This is a genomic window from Thermobifida fusca NBRC 14071 = JCM 3263, assembly GCF_001592045.1.
GTDB classification, from domain to species: Bacteria; Actinomycetota; Actinomycetes; order Streptosporangiales; family Streptosporangiaceae; genus Thermobifida; species Thermobifida fusca.
Genome location: NZ_BCWB01000039.1, coordinates 76,935 through 99,382, shown reverse-complemented (window position 1 = coordinate 99,382; position 22,448 = coordinate 76,935). Strand labels below are relative to the sequence as shown.

Sequence of the window (22,448 nt, the reverse complement as noted above, 5' to 3'; positions counted from 1 at the left end):
CACTGGTGGCGCCGGTGCTGGGCGCCGCCGTGCGTGAGGGCCCCGGCTGTGCCGGGGTGGGGAGGGAGGACGGGATGGACTTGTGTGTGACCGCAGCGGCACAGCCGCTGCAGCGGAGAGGACACCGGGGTTCCCGGTGGGATGGGGGGCGCGGTCCGGCGGCTGGCACCAGCCGGTCGCCGCGGGGAAGGATCGCATGCGCAAGTACGTCGGGTGCTCACTCCGCTGCCACGGGTGCGCTGGTCGGACTGGCCGCGCCGCCCAGTCGGCCACCGACGCCACGGAGGTTTGAGAGATAACGCGCAGGCTCCCGCGCGCAGAAACGCCCCGTGAGCAACCGCACACCGTCGATTTCCCTGCTGTTTCCACCGCAGCACGGTGACGTTCCGCACACCTTTCGCTTCTCTTTTTCTTCCGACGGTGGTGCACTTCACAGCAGGGCGCCTGTTCCCCTGCCGCACATCGGGTTCTGCCGCGTTTGTCGCTTTTTCCAATAGCCAACCCCGGCCAAATGTGACCCAGGTCATAGATGCAAGATCGGTCGTCATACCCGCCCACGGGCACAACAGCAACAGAGGCGAAATATGACCGAAATGCGAGTTCTGGGAGCGGAGATCTGTTCGACCACTCACAGTGACCTCTCCTTGTCCGGCTTGCTGTCCGCCGTCGCGACAGCAGTCCCCCACCGACTCGCCCTCGTCGCGGGCCCGCGGCGCCTCACCTACGCCGAGCTGGACGCCCGCGCCACCCTCGTCGCCCGGCACCTGATCGACGCGGGAATCCGCCCCGGGGAGCACGTCGCCATCCTCAGCTTCAACCGGGCCGAATGGCTGGAGGCCGCATTCGGCGTCTGGCGTGCCAAAGCCGTCCCCATCAACGTCAACTACCGGTACGTCGCTGCGGAACTCCGCTACGTGCTCCGCGACTCCGACTCGGTCGCCCTCATCGCTGAACGCTCTCTCGCTGCCACTGTTGCCCGCATCCGGCACGAACTGCCGCTCCTGCGCCACGTCGTCCTCCTCGACGACGGCACCGGCGAGCACGGGGACGGCATCGACTACGAGACTGCCCTGGCCGACGCCGCCCACTCCACCACCCCGCTGCCCGCCACCAGCGGCGACGACCTCTACCTGCTCTACACCGGCGGCACCACCGGCTATCCCAAAGGCGTCATGTGGCGGCAGGAAGACATCTTCCACGTGGCTCTGGAACAGCGCCGCCGCGGCACCCCGCGGGCCACGAGCGCCGCAGTCGTCGCGGAACGCGCCGCCCGCACCACCCCGCAACGCATGCTCGTCCTCGGCCCGGTCATGCACGCCGCAGGCCAGTGGAACGCGCTGAGCATGCTGCTGTCGGGTTCCACCGTGGTGCTCAACACCGACCGGGTCTTCTCCCCCACCCGGACCGTGGAACTCGCCCACCGCGAAAAAGTGACCATCGTCCAGTGCGTCGGCGACGCCATGGCCCGCCCCCTCGCTCACGAGCTGCTGCGCAGCCCGGGACGATGTCCGAGCCTGACCACGCTCAGCTCCGGCGGCACCCCGCTCACCACGACCGCGCGCCAACTGTGGCGGGCGTGGAAACCGACCATCGCCATCCGCGACAACTACGGAGGAAGCGAAACCGGGGTGTGCGGCTCCGCCTCCGCCCGGCTCAGCGGAAAGACCCGGCGCTTCACCATGGGAGCGAGTGTCGCCGTCCTCGACGACCAGTTGCGCCCCCTGCCTCCCGGATCCGACCAGATCGGCCGGATCGCCCGCACCGGACGCATCCCCCTCGGCTACTACAACGACCCGGAGAAGACCGCGCAGACTTTCCCCGTCGACGCTTCCGGACGCCGCTGGGCACTCTCCGGTGACTACGGGACCATCGCCGCCGACGGCACGATCGAACTGCTGGGCCGCGGCGCCACCGTGATCAACACGGGCGGGGAGAAGGTCTACCCCGAAGAGGTGGAGGCCGTCCTCAAAACCCACCCGGATGTCGCCGACGCCATCGTGGTCGCCGCCCCCGACGAGCGGCTCGGCCAGCGGGTCAGCGCCGTCATCTCGCTGGCTGGAAACCGGCAGCCCAGCGACGCGGAGCTGCGCGACCACTGCCGCGAGCATCTCGCCGGGTTCAAGATCCCGCGCACCATCCGCATCGTCGACGAGGTCAAACGCACTGCCGCAGGCAAGCAGGACTACCGGTGGGCCTCCCGCATCGCGCGGGACGCGGGCCCTGTCCTCAGCCGCTGAGCTCTTCGGCTTTGCGTGTCGCTCCGCCGATCGTAATCCCCATAAACTTGGGTCGTTCCTGCCTGGCGGGCCACCGGTTCGTGCCCGAGCCACCGCACCAGGCAGTCTTTTGCGTTCACTTCCAGGCACCGGCCTTCATCTCGTACTTCACTGGGATACGGTCGGTCTCTCTTCCTCGACGAGAAGCAGGACATGGCAAAGTCACTCGGCACTCATCTCCTCAACGGCGTACGCGGCACCCTGATCGGAACCGCCGAAACCGTCCCCGGAATCAGCGGCGGTACTGTCGCCCTCATCACCGGTGTCTACGAGTCCCTCATCAACTCCGCGGGCCACGTCGTCACCGCGGTGCGACTGCTCGTCACCGACCTCCTCCGCGGAAAAGGCCTGGCGCGGGCCCGCGCCGAACTCACCCGCGCCGACTGGGGGACCGTCCTGGCCGTGCTCGTGGGCATGGTGCCCGCCGTGCTGGTCGCAGCCCGCGTCATCGCCCCGCTGGTTGAGCACAATCCGACTGAATCGCACGCCTTGTTCTTCGGCTTGGTGCTGGCGTCCCTGTGGGTGCCCTACAGCAGTTCGGGTCGGCGCTGGCGAGTCGGTGACTACCTGCTCGCCCTGCTCATGGCCGCGGCCGCGTTCCTGTTCACCGGCGTCCCGTCCACGACCGTGGACCCGCACCCCCTCATCGTCATGGCCGCGGCTGCCGTCGCGGTCTGCGCGCTCGTCCTGCCCGGCATCTCCGGCTCGTTCATCCTGCTCACCGTCGGCCTGTACCTCCCGACGATGGAGGCGCTCAACAACTGCGACCTCGGCTACATCGCGACCTTTGCCCTAGGGGCGACCATCGGCCTGTCCCTGTTCGTCAAACTGCTGCAGTTCCTGCTGGACCGCTTCCACCACCTCACCCTGGTGGTGATGACCGGGCTGATGGCGGGATCCCTGCGGGCGCTGTGGCCGTGGCAGGACGACGACCGGACCCTGCTCGCCCCCAGCCAGGACAACCTCGTGCTCTGCATCGTGCTGGCGCTCATCGGCGCGGCCGCCGTGATCACCGTCATCGTGATCGAACACCGGATCAAGGCCCGCGCAGCGCACGACGCCTCCGTTGCCCCAGAAGTGCGTCCGCAGACGAACGACACGGTCGTGCAGTAGCCTGCCCGCCTGTCCTCTCTACCCCCGCTGTCCCCTTCCGCCAGAGATCAGGGAGCAGCGGGGGTTTGCGTGTATTGCTAGCCTTCGCTGTGGACGCGGGGTGCCACCCCCAGGGTGGCTGAGAGGACACCCGTGAACCTGATCTAGGTAGTACTAGCGGAGGGACGTCCAATTGATTCCCACCATCTTGTCTATTGCCGGCACTGACCCCAGCGGCGGAGCCGGTATCCAAGCCGACCTCAAAGCGTTCTCCGCGCTGGGCGGTTACGGCACTACCGTGATCACCGCGCTCGTCGCACAGACCACCACCGGGGTCAGCGAAGTCCACGACGTCCCTCCGGAGTTCGTGCGCAGCCAACTGGACACGCTGCTCACCGACGTGCGGGTGGACGCGGTCAAGATCGGCATGCTGTCCAGCACCGAGATCATCGAGGTCGTGGCTGCCGCGATCGACACCTACCGCCTGCCCAACGTGGTCGTCGACCCGGTGATGGTCGCCAAGAGCGGAGACCGGCTCCTCGCCGCTGACGCGGTGGAAGCCCTGCGCACCGTGCTGCTGCCGCGGGCCGACCTCATCACCCCTAACCTTCCGGAAGCTGCCGACCTGCTGGGCGAAGAGGAGGCCACCGACTTGGACCGCATGCGCGACCAGGCGGAGCGGCTGCTCGCCCTGGGACCGCGCCGCGTGCTCCTCAAGGGCGGCCACCTGTCCGGTCCTACCAGCACGGACCTGCTGCTGTCGGCGGACGGCGACGTGGAGACCCTGACCGCGGACCGGGTGAACACCACCAACACGCACGGGACCGGGTGCACGCTCTCCTCGGCGATCGCCACGCTGCGCCCGCAGCGTCCCACCTGGTCGCAGGCGGTCCGCGACGCTAAGGATTACCTCACCGAAGCGCTGCGCCACGCCGACAAGCTGGACATCGGCAAAGGCAAGGGCCCCGTCCACCATTTCCACGCGTGGTGGGGGAATTGACGCGCTCCCCGGCATGAATACCGGGGTTCAGCCTGTGCCGGGTGCACGGCACTAGTGTGGCTTCCTGTTGCTCACCGCCCTGCCCGCTGCAGGCGTTGCTCCTCTCCGCCCACGCACAGGCGCGGCGGGACGAGGCGAGAGCTTTCCCCCTCGTGGACTAGGCGAGAAAAGAACTGTCCGGATGCGGGTGCAGGCTCCGCATCCGGACATCTCACTGGCGCGGCAGTCCGCCCGGCGCACACCCGGGCGTGCCGCGCCACCACCGCAGACTGTCGCGGCCGTGGGATAACGGAGCTGTATCCCACGGCCGCGGTTTTCTATGACGGGTAGCGATCCGTTACCGGGTGGGGGTGGGGGGATTGTCCCCTTGCGGGCTCCGTTCGGGCGGCTCCGCGGTGCCCGGGTCGGGCCCCTCCATCAGGTCAGGGTTGCGCCAGTGCGGGTTGGCGAAGTACTTCTTCGTCTCGGCCACCACGATCGGCGAGAGCAGGAGAAGCCCCAGCAGGTTGGGCAGGGCCATCAGACCGTTGGCCATGTCGCTGAACGTCCACACCGTGCTCAGCTCGGTGGTGGCGCCGACGAACACCACCAGGGTGAACACGATGCGGAACGGCACCACCGCTTTCCGGCCAGCCAGGTACTCCATGCAGCGCTCACCGTAGTAGCACCAGCCGACCAGGGTGGTGAAGGCGAAGAACACCACCGCGAGCGCCACGGTGTAGTTGCCGAGCGGCGCCAACGCGGGGGAGATCTTCCCCAAGCCCACGGCCATGCCCAGGGAGGTCATCAGGGAGCCGTCGTCCTTCTCCGCCTCGCTCCAGGCACCCGTGACGATGATGACCAGGCAGGTCATGCTCACCACGATGATGGTGTCGACGAAAGTCTGGGTCATCGACACGAGGGCCTGCCGCACCGGCTGCTTCGTCTTGGCGGCCGCCGCAGCGATACCACCGGTGCCCAGACCCGACTCATTGGAGAAGATGCCGCGGGCCACACCCTGCTGGATGGCGAACAGCAGCGCCGAGCCGAGCAGACCGCCCGTGGCCGCCTCGCCGGTGAACGCCTCCCGGAAGATGAGAGCGAACGCCGCCGGAAGCTCGGTGACGTGCACGATGAGGACGGTTACCGCGATGAGGACGTAGGCGACGATCATGATGGGCACCACACCGGCGGCGAACCGGCCGATGCTCTTGATGCCGCCCAGCACCACCGCGGCCACGACGAGGACCATGGCCGCACCGGTGAGCCAGGTGGGGATCGACCAGACGTTCTCCAACTGGGCGGCCACCGTGTTGGCCTGGGTCATGTTGCCGATACCGAACGCGGCAATCGCGCCGAACAGGGCGAAGAGGAAGCCGAGGACGAGACCGAAGCCGCCGCCGACCCCGTAGCGCAGGTAGAACATGGGGCCACCGCTTTGCTCGCCTTTGGCGTCCCTGCGGCGGTACTTCACACCCAGCAGCGCTTCGCTGTACTTGGTGGCCATGCCCAGCAGGCCGGTCACCCACATCCAGAACAGTGCGCCGGGGCCGCCGTAGCCGATGGCGAGCGCCGCGCCAGCGATGTTGCCCACACCCACGGTGGCGGCCAGCGCGGTGCTGAGAGCCTGGTAGTGGGAGATGTCGCCTTCGCCGCTCTGCTCCTTGCGGCGCACAAAAGCGAGCCACAGCGCGTGGCCGAGCAGCCGGAATTGCAGTCCGCCGAGCCGGATAGTCAGGAAGATTCCCGTGACGAACAGGAGCGGGACCAGAACGAACGGTCCCCAAATAACGTCGTTGACCGCAGAGAGAATTGATCGCACTTCTTCCACACTTACACCCGCTTTCCGGATGGCCACGGAAATCCCCGCATCCTCCCCGTCATGCAGGGTGACCGTACGCGGTGGCTGGCGGCCAGAGAACGCGGCATCTCCGTGCGGTTATTTGGTTTTGCGAAACTGTAACTTCGCCAGCATGATTCGTCCCCTTCGTACGGATTGTGTCATCGATCACTGATTAATTCTTTATTTATTTGTTTTCTTCGTTTGCGCCAGAGCGAGCTCGCTCAGCAGGCGGGCGGTGCGCTGCGGATCAGCGCCCCGGCCCACCGCGATACCCAGCAGATAAGCGGTGAGGGGAGCTGCGGGGCGGGCCACGGAATGTGCTGCGTCCCGGGCCAAGTCCAGGATGAGGTTCACGTCGTCGGTGTCGATCTCCTCCGAGAGTTCGAGTTCTGCGCAGACCAGTCGGGCCCACTCGACGAGTGTCACGGTTTCTCCTCTCCACCTCGGGCGCTGCAGTCCACCATCATCGCGGCACAAGACCGGCTGCTGCTCCGGTTTTCCGTCATTCCCCGGGCTTCCAGTTGTCGCGCCCTTTGTGTCGACACCGACCCATCCTTCTCGATACCGGGGCAGCAGAGGAATACCGGGACCACGGAATGGACATCCGGGATGCCTCACCGACAGCAGAAAAGCCGCGACGGCCCGCTGGTCCGGCGGAATCGGGGGTACTGCGGGCAAGCCAGCCCGCCTCCGGAGGACGTCAGTGGCGGGAAGTTCGCGGGGCAGCGGGCACCTACCGGTGCCGCTCCGCGCCGAACTCCCCTGCTCCGGAGAGTCTCAAACCCCCATTGCCCGACCAGCGGGCCGTCGCGGCGGCAAAGAGCGTTACGCTGAGCCCTATGGCGCGGGGCGGGACCGTCTCCCTTCCGCTTCCGGTCAACCCTCCCCGCGCCACAGGCCCGTGGTCTTTGTCCTGGTTCAGCTTGCCATCGCAGGCACCGCGACAGCGGGCTGCTCCTGGCGCACCTCGTCGAGCACCTCGCTGATCCGGTCAAGGTGGGCCCGGATCCACGGCAGCGCAGTGGGGTCCTCTGCCGCCAGGGCGCTGTACCGCTGCGCCTCGCTCTCCCCGTACAGCAGGCTGGTTGCCACCCGCACCCGCAGCGCGTGCGTGCTCTCCCCGAACTCCACGGCGGGCAGCACCCCCATCCCGTAGCGGTCCAGTAGCATGCGGGTCAGTTCCGGGCCGGTCGTCACCCCGTGCGCCTCGCCCAGCCATTCCCGCCAGACGCCGAAGTCCGGGTACAGGTAGAACGCGGCCTGGGGGGCGATGACCGGCACTCCGGCGGCACGGAACCGCTCGGCGACCGCGCGGGCCACCAGGCCGTGCAAGCGGCGGCTGCGGGCGACCAGGTCGACGATCTCGGCGGGCTCTTGGAAAGCGTAGGCGGCGGCTCGCTGGACCGGCCCGGAAGGGCTCGACCAGATCTCGCTGGCGATCCCCAGCAAAGCAGCGTGGATATGGCGGCCCGTGTCGCTGTCTGGCAGGCGGGCTACCCCGATCCGCCAGCCGCCCAGGGCCAGGTTCTTGCTCAGCCCGGTGGTGATGACGGTGCGCTCGGGCGCGAACTCGGCCGGGCTGTGCACCACCGTGGTCGGGTCGTGCACCAGGTCGCGGTAGATCTCGTCGGAGATGATGACGAGGTCCAGCTCTTGGGCCACCTCGGTGAGCCGGCGCACGGTGCCGCGGGACGCCACGGTGCCCGTGGGGTTGTCCGGGCAGGTGGTGATGACCGCGCGGATGTCCCGGCCCGCAGCCCGGGCCTCGGTGACCGCCTGGGCCAGCGCATCCGGCTCAGGGACCCCGCCCTGTGCCGGAGCGGTCGGCACGAAGAGCGGCTGCCCGCCTGACAGGTGGCTCTGCGCCGCGTAGCTCACCCAGCTCGGGGCGGCGATCGCGACATCCCCGCCGATAGCGAGCAGCAGCGCATACAGCAAGGGCTTGCTGCCCGGCCCGGCGACGACCAGGTCCGGGTCAGTGGGCAGGCCGCGGCGCTCCCAGTAGCCTGCGGCGGCCTCCCGCAGCTCACGGATCCCCGCGACCGGCCCGTAGCCGTTCTGGTCACCCCCCGTCGACAGGGCGTCGCGCATCACGGGGTGGACGGGGAGTCCCGCTTCTCCAAAACCCAGCGGTAAGACGGGAAGTCCTTGGCTCCGACGGCGGGCGAGTGCCTCGTTGACGGCGAGCGTGGCAGAAACGGCTACGGACATGGAGATCCAGCTCCAATACGTTGATGACCAGCGGAACAGCCCGGAAAAGGGCTCGACGGGGACCCCGATTCCCCACCCTGCCTCACCTCATCCATCAGCGCAAGCGAGTCTTTTCGATGGATAGCGTAAGCTAAACTTATGCTCGATCTGCGTCGACTCCACATCCTCCACGAATTCGCGGTGCACGGCACGATCGCGGCCACCGCCAACGCCCTCGGCTACACTCCGTCCGCGATCTCCCAGCAGTTGGCGGCCCTGGAACGCGAAGTCGGCACCCAGCTTCTGGACCGCACCGCGCGCAGCGCAGAACTCACGGACGCCGGACGGCTGCTGCTCGGCCACGCCGAGCAGATCCTGGCAATGGTGGAAGCAGCCGAATCCGTGCTGGCCGCGCAGACCGGGGCGCCCCAAGGACGGGTCACCCTCACCGCGTTCCCCACCGCGGCCGTGGCTTTCGCCCCGTCCCTAGCGCGGGAGCTGCGCACCTACGAAGGCCTGCAACTGGTGCTGCGGCAGACCACCCACGGCAGTGGCGCCCGTCAAGTGCAGACCGCTGAAGTCGACATCTCCCTTGTCGACCACTGGTCGGAACGCGCCCCGGACGATGCCGCGGGAACCTTGCGCTACTTCCTGCTGCTGCACGACCCGCTCGTCCTCGCGGTGCCGGAAGGGCACCGCCTGGCTGATCCGTCCATCCCGGTCGACTTCGCCGAGCTCCTCGACGAGTCCTGGGTGACGGCCCCGGTCGGCGAGCCGTCGCGCAGCGCGATCGACCGGCTGCTCGGCGACGTCGGCGGCTCACCCGGTGCGGTCTGGGAGTTCGAAGGCATCGGCACGATCATGAGCCTGGTCGCCCGCGGGCTCGGTATCGCCGCGGTGCCCGCGCTCGCTTTCAGCTCCTCCTACCCCGGGCTGGTGCACCGCCGGATTCCCAACGCCCCCGTGCGGCGGATCTACGCGCTCGCCCGCGCCACCAGCGTGCCGCGGCCCGCGATCGACGTCACCCTGCGTGCCCTGCGGAAAGCCGCGCAAGACATCATCAACGTCCTCAACACCGAGCGCGGGGAAGCCCTGGTGTACTGAACCACGCCAGTGCAGGCGCCACTACTCTGCCTGCCATGAACCGGTTCTTCGCCGCGGCGGTGGTGTTCTGCTCCTCGGCCGTGGTCTTAGTCCTGGAAGTCACGGTCATCCGCCTGGTGGCACCCTATGCCGGTGACACCCTCGAAACCTACACAGCGGCGATCGGGGTCACCCTCGCCGCGATCGCGCTCGGTGCGCGGCTCGGCGGGGCCGCAGCGGACCGGCGTCCGCACCGTCCCCTGCTCGCGGTCCTGCTCCTCCTCGGCGGCGGCACCACACTGCTCGCCCGGCCGGTTGTGCTGCTGCTCGGCCCGCTCTGCGCCGGGGCCGGGCCGTTCACCGCGCTCCTGCTGGTGGGCTGCGGGATCGCTGTCCCCGTCGCCCTGCTGTCCGCGGTCCCCCCGGTCGTAGTGAAAACCCAGTTGGCGGACGCGGCACGAAGCGGCAGTGTGGTAGGCCGGCTGAGCGCCTGGGGCACTGCGGGGGCGCTCGCGGGCACAGTCCTCACCGGTTACGTCCTCGTCGCGCTGTTTCCGGTGTCTACGATTCTGCTGCTCAGCGGCGGCGCGACAGTAGCGGGAGGACTGCTGTTCGCGGTCCGCGGCGCACTCTTCTCCCGGACGGGCAGGCCGCGGAACGTCCTCGTCCTGCTCGGTATCTGCCTGATCAGCGGGACTCTGCTCGTCAGCGTGCCCTCCCCCTGTACGGCGGAGACCGCCTACTACTGCGCCCGCGTGACAGCGGACCCGCACCGCCCGCACGGCCGAGTGCTGTACTTGGACGACCTGCGCCACAGCTACGTCGACCTGGCCGACCCCACCCACCTGGAGTTCGGCTACACGCAGTGGTTCGGCGCCGCGGTGGACACCCAGCTCCCCGCGGGCCCGGTGGACAGCCTGCATGTGGGCGGCGGTGCCTCCACCATGCCGCGCTGGCTGGCCGCGGTCCGTCCCGGGTCGACCAGCCTGGTCCTGGAGATCGATCCGGCCGTGGCAGAACTGGCCCGCACAGAACTAGGGCTGCGCACCGGCGCAGACCTGGCCGTCGTCACAGGCGATGCCCGCACCTCGATCGTGGCACTCCCCTCCCGCAGCTACGACCTGGTCCTCGGGGACGCGTTCAGCGGACTGAGCGTGCCCTGGCATCTCACCACCCTCGAGTTCGCCGAGCAGGTGCACCGGGTGCTCCGCCCCAGCGGGTGGTACGCCGTCAACGTCATCGACCGGGGAGACCGCGACTTCCTCGCCGCCCAAGCCGCCACCCTCAGCCAAGTCTTCTCCCACCTCGTATTGATCGTGGAACACGGCACGTGGGGCTCTCCCGCCGGCGGCAACCACGTGCTCCTCGCCAGCGACACGCCCTTCGACACCGACGCGCTGGCGGCGGCCTTGGCAGGCACCCCCGTGCCGGGAAGCCTGGTCGCCCCGGGGCACCTTGCCCGCCTCAGCTCCCGAGGCCCGGTCCTCACCGACGACTACGCCCCCGTGGACCAGTTGCTCACGCCTTACCTGTAGGCGGACGGCCACGGAATTTGGCCAATATTTCCGTTCCGGAACCCTCCCTCTTCTTCTCCGCCACCCGAACACCGGATATCTGTGAGCGCAAGGGGCGTAAACCCCCAGAGCGGGGTAGGGCTGCCACTACGCCGAAGTGAGGTGTTCTCCCTATCGCCGGGGGAACACCACCGCTCGTAGCGTGGAGGCCACGCAACCCTGTGATCGCAAAACCCGGGGGAGGACTGCCGTGACCGACATCGCGGACACCTGGGCCACTGCGGGGAAGGATCCCGGGTGATCTGGGCTGTTGTTCTCGCGCTGGTGGGGGCGTTCTGCCTGGCCCTGGGCTCTGCCCTGCAGGAGCGCGATGCGATCCGCGCTCCGGGCGGCAGCGTGGCCCGGATCAGTTTCCTATGGCACCTGGTGCGCCGTCCCCGCTGGCTTCTCGGGGCGCTGGCCGCAGCGGTCGGGGTCGGCCTGCATCTCGCGGCGTTGAGCGCGGCCCCGTTGACCATCATCCAGCCGATCGGCGTCTCCGGACTGCTGTTCGCCATCGTGCTGTCCGCACTGTTCAGCCGACAGCGGGTACGGGCAAGCCAGCTCCTGGCCGGAGTGGCTGTCATGGTCGGGCTGGTCGGGATCATCACGCTGTTCCCGCACGGCGCGGACTCCCCCATGCTGCCCCTCTCCGCCGCTGTGACGCTGGCGAGCGGAGTCGTCGCCGCGGGCGGCGTGGGATACCTCGTCGCGCCCTGGCTGCCCGCGGGGGCACGCGCCATCCTGCTGGCGGCTTTCGGGGGTGCCGCGCTCGGCACGACCTCGGCTCTGGCCCGCGTCATCGCCGTGCAGGCCGTCGCCGACCTCGCCGCGGTCTTCAGCTGGCTCACCGTGCTGGCCGGGGCCGTCGCGGTCTTCGGTGGACTCCTGCAGCAGAACGCCTACCGGACCGGGCACTTTGCCGCAGCCTACGCCACGCTCCTCGTCGTCGACCCGGTCGTCGGCGCGGGAATCGGCGTGCTGGTGCTTGGCGAGCACGTGCCCACCGGTCCGCTGGAACAGGCGCTCGCCGCAGGCGCGGCACTGCTAGCGATCGCCGGAACCACCGTGCTGGCCCGCGCCAAGCACCGCAATCCGGAAGCGGCACACCCCGGCACCGCTTCGTCTCCCAGCAACGTTGTTCGCACCACGCCAGGAGATTCGCCATGACATCCACGCACCAGGCTGCCCACCGCACCGGCAGTACTATGCGGCTGCGCATTCTCATCGCCACCGACACTTATCCCCCGGATGTCAACGGGGCGTCGTACTTCACCTACCGGCTGGCTACCGGACTGGCGGAGCGCGGCCACGACGTGCACGTGGTGTGCGCCTCGGCGTCCGGGCCGCCTCGGGTCGAGGTGCAGGACGGAGTGGTGCTGCACCGGATGCGCTCAGTTCCGGTGCTGGTCCATCCCACGATGCGCACCGCGCTGCCGCTCGGACTCACCGGTCACATCGCCCGGATCGTTGACCGGCTCGCCCCGCACGTCGTGCACGTGCAAAGCCACTTCACGATCAGCCGCACAGCGCTGCGCTGCGGCCGGATGGCTGGCGTGCCCGTGGTGCTGACCAACCACTTCATGCCAGACAACCTGTTCGCACACGCCCACATCCCGCCCCGCCTGCACGGGGTCGTGGGCTCCCTGGCCTGGCAGGACATGATCCGGGTGGCGCGGACCGCCGACTATGTCACCACGCCCACGCAGCGGGCCGCGGAACTCTTGGCAAGCAAAGGGTTCACCCGCACGGTGGAGGCGGTGTCCTGCGGTATCGACCTGGACCGGTTCCGGCCGCGGCCGCAGGACCGCGCCCAGGCCCGAGCCCATTTCGGACTCCCCGCCCGGGAGACCATGGTGTTTGTGGGCCGACTGGACGAAGAGAAGCGGATCGACGAATCTATCCGGGCCCTGCCTGTCCTGCTGCGCCACCGTGATGTGCAGTTGGTCCTCGCGGGCACTGGTCAGCGCCGTGAAGAGCTTGAACGGCTGGCCCGTTCCCTCGGCGTGGCGGAGCGGGTCCACTTCCTCGGTTTCGTCCCGGACGACGACCTGCCACTCGTCTACGTGGCCGCGGACCTGTTCGTGATCGGCAGCGTGGCCGAACTGCAGAGCATCGCCACGCTGGAGGCCATGTCGACCGGGCTGCCGGTGGTCGCGGCCGACGCGTTGGCCCTCCCCCATCTTGTACGCCCCGGCCGCAACGGCTACCTGTATCCGCCGGGGGATGTCGCGCAGCTGGCCCAGCGGCTGCTGGACGTCCTCGAGTCGCCGGACCGCCGTACCGCCATGGGCAGGGCAAGCCGGGACATCGCCCAAACCCACGACCACCACCGTTCGCTGGATCGTTTCGAACAGATCTACACGGAGGTCCGTCCTCGCTCCTGGACACTGTCGCGGTCTGCTTCTCCGGCAGCGCGGCAGCGGGATACCACGGTTGCCGCGTAACCTTCAGCACTCCGGTGGGGCTTTTCCGCACTCTTTGCCACGCAGCCCGTTGCATGCCCCGTGGAGGCGGTTAGCCACCCACACGTGTGGTTCGTCAGGAAAAGTCGCATTCGGCGGGACGGCACGGTAGACGAGCTGCTTGCTGAGATCAGCCGCGCCGAACTCCAGGTCGAGACCTGCAACCGTGCGTTGGAGGTCCGGGCGCGCGAGCACGCTGATCTGCAGTCGCGGCTGATGCGGATGGAAGCCGAACTCGCCGAACTACGCCAAGCCCGTATCGAGGCGTATTCACGCTGGTGGGAGACACGGGAGAGCCGGGACCGCGCACTCCACGTCGCTCGTCGGCTCCGGCGGAGACTGAACCGGATGCGTCACCGGAGCGCAGACGCCTCCCCGGCCATGGACGTGGCGGACCTGCCGTCAGGGCCTGTCGTCCTGAACCGGGAGCGGGAACAGGGGGCGTGAAGCGGGGATGCGGCCAGGGGCAGCGGATTGGCCCCTGTCGTGAAGGGAAAACCGCGGTCGCGCCAGGCGATGACGTGTCGGGCCAGCGCGCACAACTGGTCTCCGGTCGGTCCGGGCTGCTCCGGGGAGAACACGACGGAAGGGTGGTGGCGCAGCGCGCAGCTTTCGTGGAAGTGGCCGGTTTCGGCCAGCGCGTAGCCGGCGGAGTAGCCGGCCAGCATGCCGGTGTCGAGTGCGGTCAGCAGCGCGTCCCGGTCTACCAGGTCCGGGCTGGCCAGGTTGATGAGGATGGCACCGGGCCGCATGCGGGGCAGGGTGTGCGCACCGATGAGGCTGCGGGTTGCAGGAGTCGCCGGCAGGTGGAGGGAGACGATGTCGGCCGTGGCGAGCAGCTCGTAGAGGTCGGTTTGGACAACGCCGTGAGGCCAGCGGCACCACTGCGCTCCGGTGCCGACCACGCGGCGGAACAGGGGCAGGGCGAGGTTGGCGAACTCGGTGGCCGCCGATTCCATGCCGATGAGCCCCAGGGTGAGGTCGCAGGCGCGCGGTGCGGGACGGAAACAGGTGAGGCGTTCCGCGGCGATCCTGCGGAGCTGCGCCAGCGCCATGCTGAGGGCCCGGGCAGCGGCCTGGGCGGCGCTCTCCCGGCGCGGGGGCAGGCAGACCCAGAGTCCACGGCGTTCCGCCTCAGCGACGTCGATCCCCGAGCCGTGCGGGTCGGTGGTGAGGATCAGGCGCAGGGTGGGGAGCGCGTCTAACAGCGCGGCGTCGACCCGAGTGTGGTGGACGATGAGGGCGACCGCCCCCACGGCTTCAGCGGCGACACGTTCGGGGTCCCGGGTTTCCAGGACCCGGGTCCGGAAGCCGGCTTCGGCGAGGAGTCGCACCGCGGGTCCCGGATCGTGGGCTCCGGTATCCGTGATGACGACGGAGGGAGTGGTCACGGCCACCTCCACTGGGCAACGGGACCAAAGAACGGTCAATATTCAAAAAATTACCTTTTGCTGCCCAGGGGTACTAGCGTGCCCTCCGGTTTTCCGCGGCACCCGTTGCGCGTGCCGTAGTGGCTCTGCCGGGCTGCGGCACGCTTAGCCGCAGACTTGATGTCCCCTTCACCCCAGAAACGCCGGACCCCCGCCTGCTCTCCGTGACGTTTCGACACCGTCTGCGGCCCTGCTGCCGTTCAAATCACGGCGGTACGGGCCCGGTGGTCACGGATCGGCGCCTCTTTTCCTGCCACACCTTTCAAATCGCTCCCCCTTCCCCCACCACAGCGAACACTTTTAGCAACTGTTCCATTGCCTTCCGTGAGAATTTAGGGGTCGGCGGTGTCTCCCATCTCCCAGACGCCCCCTTTCCTGTTGTCACCCAGTTTTCCGCTACAGCCAATCAGCGAAAGGTGCACAATGCGTCAACTCCACAGCCGGTGGAGCCTGTTTGCGGGTGCGGTTGCCGCCTCCGTAGCGGCGCTCAGCTTCCCCGCTTTAGCGGCGACCACCGACACCGAGGTTCTGGCTGCCCCGGCCATCCACCAGAGCCCCACAGCGGTCTACCTGATCGACGGCTACGAGGTGACCTACCTGCCGTCTGAACTCGCCAACTACTCTTCCCGCTGGGAGAGCTCCCGCAAAAACGAGGAGCGATCCTCCAGCGTCACGTGGGTCAACAACGACACGGTCTACGGGTCGGTCCACGTACGCCGCCCCGCCAAGCCCCTCACCCTGGCCGAGGTCCGCGACACCTACTACAGCGAGCTCACGGCGCTGCGCTGGACCACGGTCAACGGGCAGCCGGCATACCTCTCCGCCGCTGACGGCACGGTGTTCTGGGTGGACGGCCAGGATGTGATCCTCTCCGTGTTCCTGCACCCCGCGCGGTGGTCCACCGACGAACTCTTGCGGGTCGCGCGAGGAATCCGACCGCGCGAGGACGCGGAGTCCAACCTGTCCGTTCGCCACGAAGCCCGAGAGTCGGTGGCTGACTTTGTTCCGGGCTCCGCGGCGGAACGTTCCTGGCTTATGGCCTCGGCCAGCACCGCAGAGCCTGATGCCGCGCAGGAGTCCGAGGAGGGACAGCCGCGCCTTCTCCCTGCACCTGCCGACGCCCCGCTCTACCCTTCCTCCTTCGCGAACTCCCCAGAGGTGGAATTCCTCACCTGCCTGAGTGAGGAGGCGGGAAAGTCCTCTGAAGAGTTCCCCACCGAGGGCAAGGTCAGCGGCCCCTGGGGGAGTGCAAGCTGGAACTCCGGGCTGTGGGCGCTGGTGCCCACACCCGCCAACCAGGCCGCCGTCGCGCAGTGCGCCGGGCTAGCCGAAGACTCCTCGGACTCTGGTCAGCAGCGGGAGTTCGGTTCGGCCCCGGCATCTCCTTCCCCCGCTGCTTCGGAGAATTCTGTCGACCGCGCCAGCGTCGACGCAGGCCAGTCCGCTAAGGAGGGCTTGCCAGTCGTGAGCTCCTTGCTGCCGCTGGTGCTCTCCTCCTGAACCTTGCGGGACCGTATCGCTGCGGGCAGGCCAGTGCGCCTGTCCGCAGCCGTGTCGTGTTCAGGCCGTCCAGCCTGCCCCTGCCGCGGGCGGGGTGACCAGGCCGAGCTGTTCGGCCTCCACCACCGGGTCCCGGGTGCTGCGTGCTCCATATCCGCGGAACAGTTCCCGGATGCGGAGCGCAGTCTCCTCACCGATGGCGTAGATCCGCTCGAGTAGGCGTTGCAGATCGGTGATGACCAGGGCGCGGAGCACTTTGTTGGGGCCGCCGCCGTGTGCGGCCACCGCGGCACCAGCGAGCAGGTTGAGGTAGCCGAGGTGGGCGAACCCGCTGAGCGGGTCGGTGTGTCGGACCGCGTGGTGCGGGCCGGCGCTCAACCGGAACGGAACATCGTGGTCGAAGCATCTGACGAGGAACTCGGCCACCTCTTCGGGACGCGGGAAGTCGTCCTCGGTTGCGCCACTGCAGCGGAGCCGCGCCCCCGCATGGGGCACTCCGGCTAGTCCAGCGATGCTGTCCAGCCCTTCCCTGCTCCGGTCGAACTCGATGAAGATCGGCCGGACGTGGGCTGCCTCTCCACCCGTGCGGGCCCTGCGGCCCCAGAGCCGTCGCCTGCCCGCCGTGGGGAAGGTCATCGCGCGCAGATAGCGGACGGTTTTGCCTACTTCGGACCAGGAGGCGCGGATCTCGTAGTGGGTGATGTGCACCCGCGGATCGACCGGGGCTGCGTGGGCGATCTCCTCCACCTGTTCTTCGACCAGTCCCACGGCGATCTGTTCGTCAGCGCCGAGGTGAGCATACAGCTCGGGGAGCGCTTTTCTGGGGCACAGCAGCCGCCCGGTGTGCATGGGGTGCCCGACGGTCCGATCCGCCCGGTACCTCTCCACGGCCTGGCGCATCGGCAAGGGCGCGGGCGGGAACAGGCCGCCGTCGTCGATGAGGCCGTGCAGGAGGATTGCGAGCGCCTTGCTGTTCCCGCGGGGCACGGCGGGAGCGCGGTGCGGGTGGTCCTCCCGGGCCCCGCTCTTCGTGTCTGCTGCCGCGGCAGGCGTCTGGGGTCCCCGCTCCGTTGGAGACATCCGGTCATCCTCCCTGCCTCGTCGATATCCCCGCACCGGAAAACCCCATTTTTCTATAAAAGTAGCAATGGTGATCTTGAGTCGCTTCTAATGCGCTTCTACGCGGTTACGGACGGAAACTGCCGGGATACCGCTTTCCCTTCTACCAGCTCGGGCGTCCGCAGCCCGGTGCTGCGCGGCCTGTCTCGGTTCACTCGGAGAAATTCCCGAGTATTGCCTGTGGGACACTACGGTTTCCGCTATTTTGGGATTGGTGACGGCGTTCTGTGACGCTCTTGCCAAAAGGTGATGCGCACCTTATGTTTGCGCTTGGCCTGAGCGTCACGAGCACTGTCCACACCGAAGACCACAACCAGCCAACCGCATACTTCGCAGGGACGACCTCATTGGACGCCCCCTCCCCGATGAGAGTTCCCTGCCTCCCCTCCTGCCGAGCCAGCCTTCCCCTCCCGGTTGCCTTCGGCAGGAGGACGAAGGGGACCATGCCGGCGCGGCGTGGTCCCCTTCCCCGTTTCTTGTTCGCGTCTCTTCCCGCTACTCAGCCACGTGGACGCGGACCACTCCGGCCATCTTGTCCAAACGGACGTCGGTGATCTTGACAACGTCGCCGGTCCTCGGCGCCTCCAGCATCTTCCCGTTCCCCAAGTAGATCGCTACGTGGGAGATGTAGTCGGGAGCTGTCGGGTCAGTGCGCCAAAAGAGCAGGTCACCGCGGCGGGCCTCGGAGTAGTCGAGGTGCTCACCCGTCCACCACTGGTCGTGGGTGACGCGGGGGATCTCCACCCCTGCCTGGCGGAAAGCCCACTGCACCAGGCCAGAGCAGTCAAAACCCTTCCCCGGAGTGGTGCCGCCCCACACGTAGGGCACACCCAACTGACTCTCGGCCGCAGCGATCATCCTCTCGATGACCTCTTCGCTGACCGGGACCCCTTCCGCGTCGTACCTCCGCGGTCCGGGATCCTCCTCAGCCAGCACCTGCAGGCTGATGTCCGAGCCGAGGACCTTCCTCAAATCCTCGCGGAGCTGCCACAAGTCTGCGCCGGGGGCCGACACGATCAGCCCGTTCCCCCGAGGGAATCCCAGTTCCGCGGCAGAGGCACGGGAGATGAGCGCGTCGATCCCAGCCACCCCCGAGGTGGCGTGGGTCCACACTTCCTTGTCCACCGTCCCCTGCGCACCGGCCATGGCCACCGTGCTGCCCAGTTTCAGGTCCCGCTGGGTGCCCGCGTCGTTGGAAAGCGCGATCCGCCCTTCAGCGATGCCCTGCCAGATCTCGTCGGACTTGGCGGAAGGGAGCGGAGCATAGTTGCGGAAAGTGGAGGGGTTCACGCCCAGTACGGACATGGTCACGCCGTCGACCTTGATCCGTGCGGCATCCACCACTTCGACAGACCGTACCCCGTCGATCTCTCGAACCTTGTCGATGAGTTCGCGGTCCAGAGACACAGCGGAGACCGCGAAGTACTCCCGAGAGCGCGGTTCGTCGAACGGCGCGACCCGGATCGTGCGCTCGAGCCGGTCCGCGTCGGCGACAGGAGGGGAAGGATAGGTGCCGGATCCCGAAGGAGTGGCTGCTCGGGGGGAGAACGGAGCGGTGACGGGGGGCCGGTCCGCCACATCAGGATGAGGCTCAGCCCATGCAGGGGAGCTCAAAGCACCGAGAGCTGCGACGAACACCGCGGTGGTGCTCGTACCAGCCATCAGCCGTCGCCGTGCCGACACACTTGTGCCTTTCGGATATACGGGTTGTGTCTGTTGTTCCGTACCAGGATGCGGGCAGAAGGAAATCGTTTCAAGCCATCACAACAAACGGTATGTAAACGACACATCTCGCAGAGTCAACGAAGGGGATTTCCGGGCCGCTCACCCGGAGCCCTGGGCGACCTCGTTGACGAGCGGCTCGCCTGCTGCCCAGCGCTGCAGTTGCTCATCGACGAACCTCCGGGCACGGGGGTAGAAGGCAGCGGATCCCCCCGCCACGTGCGGGGTGATGAGCACGCCCGGAGCGTCCCACAGCGGGTGGTCGGGCTGGAGCGGTTCCGGGTCGGTGACATCCAACGCGGCACGGATCCGCCCGCGCTCAGCCAGCAGCGCCTCAGTGTCGACCACCGGGCCGCGGCCCACGTTCACCACGAGAGCGTCGTCCGGCAGCGCCGCGAGTTCAGCGGCACCGATCAGTCCTTCGGTCTCCGGGGTGCGCGGGGTGACCACCACCACGATGTCCGTGGTGGGCAGGAGACGGTGGAGCTCGTCGACACCGTGCACCTGCTCGGCGGGACGGGCCCGCCGCGCCAACCGCACCACGGTCACTCCGAAAGGCCGCAGCCGCTCCTCGATGGCCGCGCCGATACTGCCGTATCCCACGATGAGCACTCGAGAGTCCGCGAGGGAGCGCGTGTAGTGCGGCTGCCACACGTGGCTCCGCTGGTCTTCCGCCCAGCGGAACAGGTCCCGCTGGGCCGCGAGGATGAGCGCCACCGCGTGTTCGGCGGTGCTCGCATCGTGGAGTCCGCGCCCGTTGTACAGCCGCACCCCGGCGGGCAGGTACGGCAGGGCGTGTTCGTAGCCCGCGGTCAGCAGTTGGACCGCGCGCAGTCGGGGCATCCGCGGGATGAGGTCCACACGCTGGTCGCGACCGTAGGGGACGACGTAGAAGACGACGTCGTCGAGGACGTCCGGCGGGGGATCGCCGTGGCCGTCGAAGACCTCCACGGTCAACGAGGCCGGGGCATTGTCCCGGTTCTGCTCCCAGGGCACCAGGATTCGCCCGTCCACCCCTGCTCCTCTATGTCGCGGTAGTCCCTGTTTGCGCCAGTCCACGGCTTATCGACACTAGCAGGGCTCCTGTCCCTGCTTGCGGTCGTTCTCGGGCGTCTACCCGCGAATCTTCCGCACCGTGGCGGCTTTCCTACTCTTTGTTACTACCCGCACGAGCAGTCCTGCTATCAGGGATACGGTGTCCCGAAAACCTGCCCTCACGCGGAACGCATCAACTCGTAGCAGGCGATCGCCGCGGCAGCGGTGACGTTGAGGGAGTCCACATCGCGGACAGCCATGGGGATACGGGCCCGGACGTCGGCTTGGTCGAGCCACCGGCTGGACAGCCCGTCCCCTTCCGAGCCGAAAAGCAAGGCGTACTTGCCGTCGCGGTGTACCGCTTCCGGCAGCGGCACCGCGTCCGCGGCCGGGGTGAGCGCCACCAGGGTGAACCCGGACCGCCGCAGGTCTTCCAGTCCGCTGGCCCAGTCGGTGAGCCGCGCATAGGGGAGGGTGAAGACCGCGCCCATCGATACTTTGACGGCCCGCCGGTACAGCGGATCCGCGCAGCGTGGGGCGAGCACCGCTGCGTCCACCCCCAATCCGGCAGCGCTGCGGAAGATAGCCCCCACATTGGTGTGGTCGACGATGTCTTCAAGGACCACGATGCGGCGCGCGGACGCAACGACCTCGGGCACCGTAGGGAGCGGCTTGCGGTGGAAAGAGGCGAGAATCCCGCGGTGGATGTGGAAACCGACCAGCTGCTCGGCGACCGCGTCGTCGACCACGTACACCGGTGCCTGGAAGGTGTCGAGCACATCGTCAAGCACCCGGCGGCGACGGCGGGTGAGCAGCAGCGACCGGGGCTGGTATCCGGCGCGCAGGGCTCGGCGCACTACTTTCTCGCCTTCGGCGAGGAACAGCCCGTGCTTCGCCTCCAGGCTGCGGCGCAGGTTCGTATCGCGCAGCCGCACATAGTCGGCTAGCCGCTCATCGGCCGGGTCGGCTACTTCGATGACGTTCACAGACCCATTGTGGTCGGCTTGCGAGGGCTTGGCGGAGACGAGAAGGTCCCGGCTTGCTATTCCTGCGGTTCCACAAGCGGTTTGAGGCGCTGCCAGCGGGCCTCTTCGCAGGAGTCGACGCGGGTCACCTCGGTGTCGATGGCCACCCCGTTCCAGACGCCGCTGATCACAGCGGTCTCCGGGCCGTAGACGGTGTCGGCGCAGATCGCTCCCGGGGCGACCTCTTCAAAAGGTCCTGCCTTGTCGTCCTCTTCACTGTTGGCGGCGAGCTGGGCGCAGGCCTCCGGGTCGGTGAGGGGGTCCCCGGAGCAGTGGAGCTGCTGCTCGTAGATCTCCTCGCCGTCGTCCACCCGGACTTCCAGGGTCGCCACGGGCGGTTCCGGAAGCTCGGAAAGCCCGCTCATCGTCTGGGCGGCCGCTTCGGTCCGGATCCCGGACTCCGCGGCGAAGGATGCTCCCACCACGGCGGTGTAGACGACCGCTCCACCCAGACAGAGCGAGCCGAGTACCGCGGTGCCGACTGTTGTGAGGGAGTTTCCACGAACGCCCAGCTTGGACATGGCCATCCTCTTAGAAGTCGAGCGATTCGATGACTGCGGTGAGCCCCAGGACCGCAGCCGTTTCGTCTCGCGACCCCCACCGCTGCTGGATCGGCGGGGCGGGTCGTGGCGCCCCCGTACCCTTCCCCGTCCGTGCGCATCCAGCGCGAACCCCAGAAATCACCTGGCGCGAGCGGTTCGTCATCCTAGCCCGCCTTGCGTACGGCGGCACCCCTGCCGTCTCCTCACCGTAGCCCGAAAACCAGAGTTCCGGCTACGGACGGTGGGCGGCCTGTGGAAGAGGCCGACGGCGGTGTTCCGCCGCGCGGCAACGGGATTCATATCCTGGCCAGAAGAGATCCTCTGCGCTCACTTCCCGTCTCGGCCGAGATCAAGGTCACAGCGAGCACGGATCGTGCTGTTTCTCCCGTCTCCCTCTCCCCAATAATCACACTTTGGCAACATTCTCGGCGCTTGCTTGCGTGTCTCTGAAAAGCAACGAATTAGTTACGGATACCCGAAAACGGGTGCAAACTACCGGGATTCACGGACTTTTCCTCCCTTGTGCAACATCACTGCACCCCACTTCCCCTTTGCCCCCATCGTCACCTTGAGTACCGTTCCTCCTTAAACCTG

Annotated in this window: 17 protein-coding genes and 1 riboswitch; of the genes, 8 read left to right on the top strand and 9 right to left on the bottom strand. The window is 68.0% G+C overall.

Annotated elements, in window-relative coordinates; translation table 11 throughout:
• Window positions 1-584 precede the first annotated feature (584 nt).
• From TF1_RS09640 to thiD, 3 genes are all read left to right on the top strand, one after another.
• Window positions 585-2,237, top strand: coding sequence for an acyl-CoA synthetase (locus TF1_RS09640; protein WP_011292671.1), 1,653 nt, complete (start codon window positions 585-587; stop codon window positions 2,235-2,237).
• 192 nt (window positions 2,238-2,429) lie between these two features.
• The gene (locus TF1_RS09635) at window positions 2,430-3,389 is read left to right on the top strand and encodes a DUF368 domain-containing protein (RefSeq protein WP_061783827.1); all 960 of its coding nucleotides are present in this window, start codon (window positions 2,430-2,432) and stop codon (window positions 3,387-3,389) included.
• A gap of 86 nt (window positions 3,390-3,475) precedes the next feature.
• Window positions 3,476-3,571, top strand: a riboswitch (TPP riboswitch).
• Window positions 3,562-4,368 (top strand): bifunctional hydroxymethylpyrimidine kinase/phosphomethylpyrimidine kinase, encoded by an 807-nt coding sequence (gene thiD / locus TF1_RS09630; RefSeq protein WP_011292673.1) that lies wholly within the window; start codon window positions 3,562-3,564, stop codon window positions 4,366-4,368. (Overlaps the previous riboswitch by 10 nt.)
• A gap of 337 nt (window positions 4,369-4,705) precedes the next feature.
• Here thiD and TF1_RS09625 read toward each other — a convergent pair whose 3' ends face one another.
• From TF1_RS09625 to TF1_RS09615, 3 genes are all read right to left on the bottom strand, one after another.
• Window positions 4,706-6,178, bottom strand: coding sequence for an alanine/glycine:cation symporter family protein (locus TF1_RS09625; protein WP_061783826.1), 1,473 nt, complete (start codon window positions 6,176-6,178; stop codon window positions 4,706-4,708).
• Window positions 6,179-6,370: 192 nt separating this feature from the next.
• On the bottom strand, window positions 6,371-6,616 hold the full coding sequence (locus tag TF1_RS09620; RefSeq protein ID WP_011292675.1) for a DUF6457 domain-containing protein: 246 nt from the start codon (window positions 6,614-6,616) through the stop codon (window positions 6,371-6,373).
• Window positions 6,617-7,108: 492 nt separating this feature from the next.
• Window positions 7,109-8,401: a pyridoxal phosphate-dependent aminotransferase gene (locus tag TF1_RS09615; RefSeq protein ID WP_011292676.1), complete on the bottom strand. Its 1,293-nt coding sequence runs from the start codon at window positions 8,399-8,401 to the stop codon at window positions 7,109-7,111.
• Between the two features lie 138 nt (window positions 8,402-8,539).
• On the opposite strand from TF1_RS09615, the gene TF1_RS09610 reads away from it, so the two are divergent.
• The 4 genes from TF1_RS09610 (at window position 8,540) to TF1_RS09595 (ending at window position 13,463) form a co-directional block, all read left to right on the top strand.
• Window positions 8,540-9,484 carry a LysR family transcriptional regulator gene (locus TF1_RS09610; RefSeq protein ID WP_011292677.1) on the top strand — a complete coding sequence of 315 codons (945 nt, stop codon included), beginning with the start codon at window positions 8,540-8,542 and terminating at the stop codon, window positions 9,482-9,484.
• A gap of 35 nt (window positions 9,485-9,519) precedes the next feature.
• Window positions 9,520-10,998 (top strand): fused MFS/spermidine synthase, encoded by a 1,479-nt coding sequence (locus TF1_RS09605; protein WP_011292678.1) that lies wholly within the window; start codon window positions 9,520-9,522, stop codon window positions 10,996-10,998.
• A gap of 276 nt (window positions 10,999-11,274) precedes the next feature.
• Window positions 11,275-12,186: a DMT family transporter gene (locus TF1_RS09600; RefSeq protein ID WP_011292679.1), complete on the top strand. Its 912-nt coding sequence runs from the start codon at window positions 11,275-11,277 to the stop codon at window positions 12,184-12,186.
• A complete protein-coding gene (locus TF1_RS09595) occupies window positions 12,183-13,463 on the top strand; it encodes a glycosyltransferase (RefSeq protein WP_061783825.1) in 1,281 nt (426 codons plus the stop codon). The genes TF1_RS09600 and TF1_RS09595 overlap by 4 nt, the downstream gene beginning before the upstream one ends.
• Window positions 13,464-13,834: 371 nt before the next feature.
• Here the strand turns inward: TF1_RS09595 and TF1_RS09590 are convergent, their stop codons facing one another.
• Window positions 13,835-14,872 (bottom strand): NAD(P)-dependent oxidoreductase, encoded by a 1,038-nt coding sequence (locus TF1_RS09590; protein ID WP_104612615.1) that lies wholly within the window; start codon window positions 14,870-14,872, stop codon window positions 13,835-13,837.
• 462 nt (window positions 14,873-15,334) lie between these two features.
• Here TF1_RS09590 and TF1_RS09585 point away from each other — a divergent pair, with 462 nt between their 5' ends.
• Window positions 15,335-16,411: a hypothetical protein gene (locus tag TF1_RS09585; RefSeq protein ID WP_061783824.1), complete on the top strand. Its 1,077-nt coding sequence runs from the start codon at window positions 15,335-15,337 to the stop codon at window positions 16,409-16,411.
• A gap of 60 nt (window positions 16,412-16,471) precedes the next feature.
• On the opposite strand, the gene TF1_RS09580 is transcribed toward TF1_RS09585, so the two are convergent.
• The 5 genes from TF1_RS09580 to TF1_RS09560 form a co-directional block, all read right to left on the bottom strand.
• Entirely contained in the window at window positions 16,472-17,491 is a 1,020-nt protein-coding gene (locus TF1_RS09580) for a hypothetical protein (protein ID WP_061783823.1), read from the bottom strand.
• 534 nt (window positions 17,492-18,025) lie between these two features.
• Complete coding sequence (locus TF1_RS09575) at window positions 18,026-19,192, bottom strand: C40 family peptidase (protein WP_011292685.1); 1,167 nt, start codon at window positions 19,190-19,192, stop codon at window positions 18,026-18,028.
• 162 nt (window positions 19,193-19,354) lie between these two features.
• Window positions 19,355-20,266 (bottom strand): 2-hydroxyacid dehydrogenase, encoded by a 912-nt coding sequence (locus TF1_RS09570; RefSeq protein ID WP_061783822.1) that lies wholly within the window; start codon window positions 20,264-20,266, stop codon window positions 19,355-19,357.
• Between the two features lie 200 nt (window positions 20,267-20,466).
• Window positions 20,467-21,273 carry a TrmH family RNA methyltransferase gene (locus tag TF1_RS09565; protein WP_011292687.1) on the bottom strand — a complete coding sequence of 269 codons (807 nt, stop codon included), beginning with the start codon at window positions 21,271-21,273 and terminating at the stop codon, window positions 20,467-20,469.
• 56 nt (window positions 21,274-21,329) lie between these two features.
• The gene (locus TF1_RS09560; protein WP_011292688.1) at window positions 21,330-21,833 is read right to left on the bottom strand and encodes a hypothetical protein; all 504 of its coding nucleotides are present in this window, start codon (window positions 21,831-21,833) and stop codon (window positions 21,330-21,332) included.
• Between the last annotated feature and the right edge of the window lie 615 nt (window positions 21,834-22,448).